The sequence below is a fragment of the Pseudomonas sp. 05N434 genome (genome assembly GCF_056396965.1).
On the sequence record NZ_JBFTMK010000618.1, the window covers coordinates 1 to 6,342 of the forward strand.

The 6,342-nt window shown below is 60.9% G+C and carries 5 protein-coding genes and 1 pseudogene; 1 reads left to right on the top strand and 5 read right to left on the bottom strand.

Annotated features, from left to right (window positions below; all coding sequences use genetic code 11):
* On the top strand, positions 1-916 hold a 916-nt coding region (gene nadA, locus AC1DLB_RS26920), incomplete at its 5' end, for a quinolinate synthase NadA (RefSeq protein WP_477785995.1).
* Between the two features lie 63 nt (positions 917-979).
* Here the strand turns inward: nadA and AC1DLB_RS26925 are convergent.
* The 5 genes and pseudogenes from AC1DLB_RS26925 to gcvP form a co-directional block, all read right to left on the bottom strand.
* Entirely contained in the window at positions 980-1,468 is a 489-nt protein-coding gene (locus tag AC1DLB_RS26925) for an RDD family protein (protein ID WP_019581477.1), read from the bottom strand.
* Between the two features lie 96 nt (positions 1,469-1,564).
* Positions 1,565-1,777, bottom strand: a complete 213-nt coding sequence (locus AC1DLB_RS26930) for a cold-shock protein (protein WP_007934683.1) — start codon at positions 1,775-1,777, stop codon at positions 1,565-1,567.
* A gap of 193 nt (positions 1,778-1,970) precedes the next feature.
* Positions 1,971-3,071, bottom strand: a pseudogene (gcvT, locus tag AC1DLB_RS26935) (glycine cleavage system aminomethyltransferase GcvT); the annotation flags it as partial.
* Between the two features lie 33 nt (positions 3,072-3,104).
* On the bottom strand, positions 3,105-4,481 hold the full coding sequence (locus AC1DLB_RS26940; protein ID WP_477785996.1) for an L-serine ammonia-lyase: 1,377 nt from the start codon (positions 4,479-4,481) through the stop codon (positions 3,105-3,107).
* A partial coding sequence (gcvP, locus tag AC1DLB_RS26945; protein WP_477785997.1) for an aminomethyl-transferring glycine dehydrogenase occupies positions 4,472-6,342 on the bottom strand: 1,871 nt, incomplete at its 5' end. The genes gcvP and AC1DLB_RS26940, both read right to left, overlap by 10 nt.

A 6,342-nucleotide genomic window follows, 5' to 3' on the forward strand; every position in this document is an offset into this window, starting at 1 on the left:
CTTCTATTGTGATCCAGTCATTCAGGCCCTGGCCGAAGAAACCGGTGGCTGCGTCTCCGACTCTCTGGAGATGGCCCGCTTCGGCAATGCTCACCCGGCCAAGACCGTAGTGGTCGCCGGTGTGAAATTCATGGGCGAAACCGCCAAGATCCTCAACCCTGAAAAACGTGTGCTGATGCCAACCCTGGAAGCGACCTGCTCGCTGGACCTGGGTTGCCCGGTGGACGAGTTCTCGGCGTTCTGCGATCAGCACCCGGAACGCACGGTGGTGGTATATGCCAACACCTCGGCAGCAGTCAAAGCCCGGGCGGATTGGGTGGTGACTTCAAGTTGCGCGCTGGAAATCGTCGAAAGCCTGATGGATAACGGCGAAACCATCATCTGGGGCCCGGACAAGCACCTGGGGACTTACATCCAGCGCCAGACCGGCGCCGACATGCTGCTGTGGGATGGTGCCTGCATCGTTCACGAAGAGTTCAAGGCCAAGCAGCTCGAAGACATGAAAGCGCTGTACCCGGACGCGGCCATTCTGGTGCACCCGGAGTCGCCGACCGCCGTGATCGAATTGGCCGATGCGGTGGGTTCCACCAGTCAGCTGATCGCTGCTGCGCAAAGCCTGCCGAACAAGACCCTGATCGTTGCCACCGACCGCGGCATCTTCTACAAGATGCAGCAGCTGTGCCCGGACAAGGTCTTTATCGAAGCGCCAACGGCCGGTAACGGCGCGGCTTGCCGCAGTTGCGCGCATTGCCCGTGGATGGCGATGAACACCCTTGAACGCACGCTGAAGAGCTTGAAGGAGGGGACCAACGAGATCTTCGTCGATCCGGCGTTGATTCCGCAGGCGATTCGGCCGTTGAAGCGCATGCTCGATTTCACGCAGGCGGCGCGGATGAAGCTGGCGGGTAACGCCTGATTCGTTGGCAGTGAGCCAAAAAAAACGCCCCGGGTTGATCGGGGCGTTTTTGCATCTGGAGGATTATTTGGTCTTCTTCGGAATCCGCACCAACTGGGTGTTGGAATAGATGTCGTGCCAGCTGCGCTTCTGCTTGTCGAACAGCGACCAGAAGAACCCCAGCCCGAGGCATAACCAGGACGCGATCGACACCACAAAGCGCAGCAGCGCCTGCCACAGGCTGATGGATGAGCCGTCGGCGTTTTGTACGCGGATGCACCACACCTGCATGCCCAGGGTCTGGCCCGACCAGGTCCAGAACTTGGCGAAGAAGCCGAACAGCACAAACAGCAGAACCGTCGACAGCAGTGGGTCACCGTCCAGGGCGCCGGCCTCGGTCAGGGTGCGCATCCGGTCTTCGCCGATGATCGCCATCTGGATCATCTTGTAGATGCCGCTGGTGACGATCAGCAGCGCGGTGCACAGCAGGAAGTCGTAGAACATCGCTGCCAGGCGACGACCCAGGCCTGCGGCGGGAAAGTCGCCTTGGGGGTTGAGCAGGTGTTTCGACATGGCTGCCTCAGAACGGAAAAAAGAAGCCATTTTACGGATTTGCGCGCACAAAAAAGCCCCTGATGTCAGCATCAGGGGCTTTTTCGTAACAGAAGATTAGCCTTCTGCTTGTACTTCGTCAGCCTGCATGCCTTTCTGGCCTTGCACAGCAACGAACGTCACTTTCTGGCCTTCTTTCAGGCTCTTGAAGCCGTTGCCCTGAATAGCGCGGAAATGCACGAACAGATCCGGACCGCTTTCTGGAGTGATAAAACCAAAACCTTTCTCGTCGTTAAACCACTTGACGGTACCGCTCTGACGTTGGGACATTTCTTATTTCCTTTGACGCAAAAATGAATGACAGTCTCCTTCTCGTGAAAGAGTACTGGGGCTGGTTGCAGGAGAGTAAGAAGACGTCGAACGGGATGTAGCTAACTTGTAGGCTACTGCCCAGGTCACGATTTCCAAGCGACCCATGCAAACACAGTGAACAAACTCTACGCCAACTACGGGAGAAAAAACGAACAAATGGCATTTTGCTTACAAGCAAAGGCACCTTTTTCCCACGCACAATGGCCCAAACTGGCGTTTCCAAAACGGTATAAGCGCTGTCGAGGTAACCCATGGCCAAAGGGCCGCCCAAGGTCGGACCGAAGCCGCCGCTGCAAACGCTGCCGATGATTTCGCCAGCTTCGTTGACGATCTCTGCACCTTCACGCACCGGTGTACGTTCCTGCGGCAGCAGGCCAACGCGCTTGCGGCTGACACCGGTTTGCTGTTGGGCGAACACGGTTTCGGCGCCAGGGAAGCCGCCGGCCCGCGCACCATCGGCACGTCGAGGCTTGGAGATGGCCCACAGCAGGCTTGCTTCGATCGGCGTGGTTTCGGTGTTCATGTCGTGGCCGTACAGGCACAGACCGGCTTCCAGGCGCAGGGAATCGCGGGCGCCGAGGCCGATGGCCGCGACTTCCGGTTCGGCAAGCAGGGCGCGAGCCAGCGCTTCGGCGTTGGCCGCCGGCACGGAGATTTCGTAACCGTCTTCGCCGGTGTAGCCCGAACGGCTGACAAAGCAGTCCACGCCCAACAGTTTCACGCGGGTGAACTGCATGAAGGTCATCTTCGCAACTTCCGGTGCCAGGCGTGCGAGCACGGTGACGGCAGCCGGGCCTTGCAGAGCGAGCAGGGCACGCTCTTCGAACAGCGGTTCAATGGTGCACTGGTCGCCGATGTGCTTGCGCAGGTGCGCCAGGTCCTGGTCCTTGCAGGCGGCGTTGACCACCAGGAACAGTTCGTCGTTACCGAGGTTGGCGACCATCAGGTCGTCGAGGATGCCACCGGCCTCGTTGGTGAACATCGCGTAGCGCTGCATGCCCACCGGCAGGTCGATGATGTCCACCGGCACCAGGGTTTCCAGGGCTTTGGCGGCGTTGGCGCCGGTCAGGCGGATCTGGCCCATGTGCGAGACATCGAACAGCCCGGCCTGATCACGGGTGTGCTGGTGTTCTTTCATCACGCCCAACGGGTATTGCACCGGCATGTCATAACCGGCGAACGGCACCATGCGGGCGCCGAGTTCGAGGTGCAGTGCGTGCAACGGGGTCTTCAACAGTTGTTCGGTGGACATATACAGCTCCTGAAAATAGTGCAGATGCGCGCATCAGCACTCGATAATGTTGACCGCCAAACCGCCACGGGCGGTTTCCTTGTATTTGCTTTTCATGTCGGCGCCGGTCTGGCGCATGGTGCGGATGACCTTGTCGAGGGAGACGAAGTGCTGACCGTCGCCACGCAGGGCCATGCGCACCGCATTGATGGCCTTGACCGAACCCATGGCGTTGCGCTCGATGCAAGGCACTTGCACCAGTCCGCCAATCGGGTCGCAGGTCAGGCCGAGGTTGTGTTCCATGCCGATTTCGGCCGCGTTTTCCACCTGCTGCACCGTACCGCCGAGCACTTCGCACAAGGCGCCGGCCGCCATGGAACAGGCAACGCCGACTTCACCCTGACAGCCGACTTCGGCGCCGGAGATCGAGGCGTTTTCCTTGTACAGAATGCCGATTGCAGCGGCCGTCAGTAGAAAACGCACCACGCCGTCTTCGTTGGCACCGGGGATGAAGCGCATGTAGTAATGCAGCACCGCCGGGATAATGCCGGCTGCACCATTGGTGGGCGCAGTGACCACGCGTCCGCCGTTGGCGTTTTCTTCATTGACCGCCAGGGCGTACAGGTTGACCCAGTCCAGTACCGACAGTGGATCGCGCAGCGACGATTCCGGGTTTTTGCACAGTTGCCGATGCAGCGCCGCCGCCCGCCGTTTGACCTTCAGCCCACCGGGCAGGATGCCTTCGTTGCGGCAACCGGCGGCGACGCAGTCTTGCATCACTTGCCAGATCTTCAGCAGTCCGGCGCGGGTTTCCGCTTCCGGGCGCCAGGCGCTTTCGTTGGTCAGCATCACCTGACTGATCGATAAACCGTAGGTGCTGCAGTGACCAAGCAAGTCCTTGGCGCTTTTGAACGGGAAGGTCAGCGGCGTGGCGTCTTCAACGATGCGGTCGGCGCCGGCCGCGTCTTCATCGACGACGAACCCGCCACCGACCGAGTAATACTCGCGGCTGCGCACTTGCAGGCCGGCTGCGTCGAACGCGCGAAAGATCATGCCGTTGGGGTGATAGGCCAACGGTTTACGAATCATTGCCAGGTGTTCTTTCTCGTTGAACGCGATGCTGTGTTCACCGAGCAGGTTCAAGCGACCGCTGCTGCGAATCTCTTGCAGGCGGGCAGTGACGGTTTCGGTGTCCACGGTGTCCGGGTGTTCGCCTTCCAGGCCCAGCAATACGGCCTTGTCACTGCCGTGGCCTTTGCCGGTGGCGCCGAGCGAGCCGTAGAGCTCGACTTTGACGCAGGTAGTTGYCGATAGCAGCCCTTCACGGCGCAGACCTTCGGCGAAGCGCGCAGCGGCACGCATCGGGCCGACGGTGTGGGAGCTGGAGGGGCCGATACCAATTTTGAACAGGTCGAACACGCTTAACGACATGGTTGTTCTCCGGTTTTCTTGTTATAGGCGTTAGATGAAACCGTAGGAGCGAGGCTTGCCCCCCAAATCTTGTCGACGCGACCGACCGGTGGCCAGTACTTGGCTTCGATCAGCGACGCTACCGGGTAAACGGCTTGCTCGCGGCTGTACGGATGAGTCCACTCGCCGACGATTTCCGCAGCGGTGTGCGGGGCGTTTTTCAGCGGGTTGTCATCCTTGTCCAGCGTGCCGTTTTCCACCGCGCGGATTTCTTCGCGGATGCGGATCATGGCGTCGCAGAAGCGGTCCAGTTCTTCCTTGGATTCGCTCTCGGTCGGCTCGATCATCAACGTGCCGGCCACCGGGAACGACATGGTCGGGGCGTGGAAGCCGAAGTCGATCAGGCGCTTGGCCACGTCATCGACGCTGATGCCGCTGCTGTCTTTCAGCGGACGCAGGTCGAGGATGCATTCGTGCGCCACCAGACCGTTGCTGCCGGTGTACAGCACTGGATAGTGCTCTTCGAGGCGACGGGAAATGTAGTTGGCATTCAGGATCGCCAATTGCGAAGCGCGCTTGAGGCCGGCGCCACCCATCATTCGAATGTACATCCAGGTGATCGGCAGAATGCTCGCGCTGCCGAACGGTGCCGCGCAGACCGCGCCTTCCTTGCGTTCCATCTGGGCGTGGCCCGGCAGGAACGGCGTCAGGTGCGACTTGACGCCAATCGGGCCGACGCCTGGGCCGCCACCGCCGTGTGGGATGCAGAAGGTTTTGTGCAGGTTCAGGTGCGATACGTCGCCGCCGAACTTGCCCGGTGCGCAGAGGCCGACCATGGCGTTCATGTTCGCGCCATCGATATACACCTGGCCGCCGTTGTCGTGAATGATGCCGCAGATTTCACGGATGCCTTCTTCGAACACACCGTGGGTCGACGGGTAGGTGATCATCAGCGCGGCGAGGTGTTCGCGGTGCTCGATGGCCTTGGCGCGCAGGTCTTCGATGTCGACGTTGCCGCGGGCATCGCACGCGGTCACAACCACACGCATGCCGGCCATGTTGGCGGTGGCCGGGTTGGTGCCGTGGGCGGACGACGGGATCAGGCAGATGTCGCGACGGTCTTCGCCACGGCTCTGGTGGTAGGCACGGATCGCCAACAGACCGGCGTATTCACCCTGGGAACCGGCGTTCGGTTGCAGGGAGATCGAGTCGTAACCGGTGGCGGCGCAGAGCATCGCTTCCAGTTCATCGGTCAGTTGCTGATAGCCGGCGCTTTGCTCGGCCGGAGCGAACGGGTGCAGGGCACCGAATTCAGCCCAGGTCACCGGGATCATTTCGCTGGCGGCGTTGAGTTTCATGGTGCAGGAACCCAGCGGGATCATGGTGCGATCCAGGGCCAGGTCCTTGTCCGCCAGTTTGCGCAGGTAGCGCATCAGCTCGGTTTCGGAGTGATAACGGTTGAACACCGGGTGGCTGAGGATTGGCGATTGGCGAACCAGTGCGGCCGGGAGGGTGCTTTGGACCGAGGCGGCGAGGGCAGCGAAGTCCGGCAGTGCCTTGCCGTCGGCCAGCAGGTTCCACAGGGTTTCGACGTCAGCCTGGCTGCTGGTTTCGTCGAGGGACAGACCCAGACGCTCAGCATCGACCACGCGCAGATTGATTTTCTGCGCATGGGCCTTGTCGTGCAGGGCAGCTGTTTGCGCGCCGGTTTTGATCGTCAAGGTGTCGAAGAAGCTGGCTTGCTCGACGCTCAGGCCCAGTGCGCTCAAGCCTTTGGCGAGGATCGCGGTCAGGTGATGAATGCGATTGGCGATCTGCGTCAGGCCTTTCGGGCCGTGGTATACGGCGTACATGCTGGCGATGTTGGCCAACAGCACCTGGG

Excerpts from the sequence above, each read along its gene's own strand:
- AC1DLB_RS26925 (WP_019581477.1), bottom strand. The coding sequence starts at position 1,468 with ATGTCGAAACACCTGCTCAACCCCCAAGGCGACTTTCCCGCCGCAGGC.
- AC1DLB_RS26930 (WP_007934683.1), bottom strand. The coding sequence starts at position 1,777 with ATGTCCCAACGTCAGAGCGGTACCGTCAAGTGGTTTAACGACGAGAAA.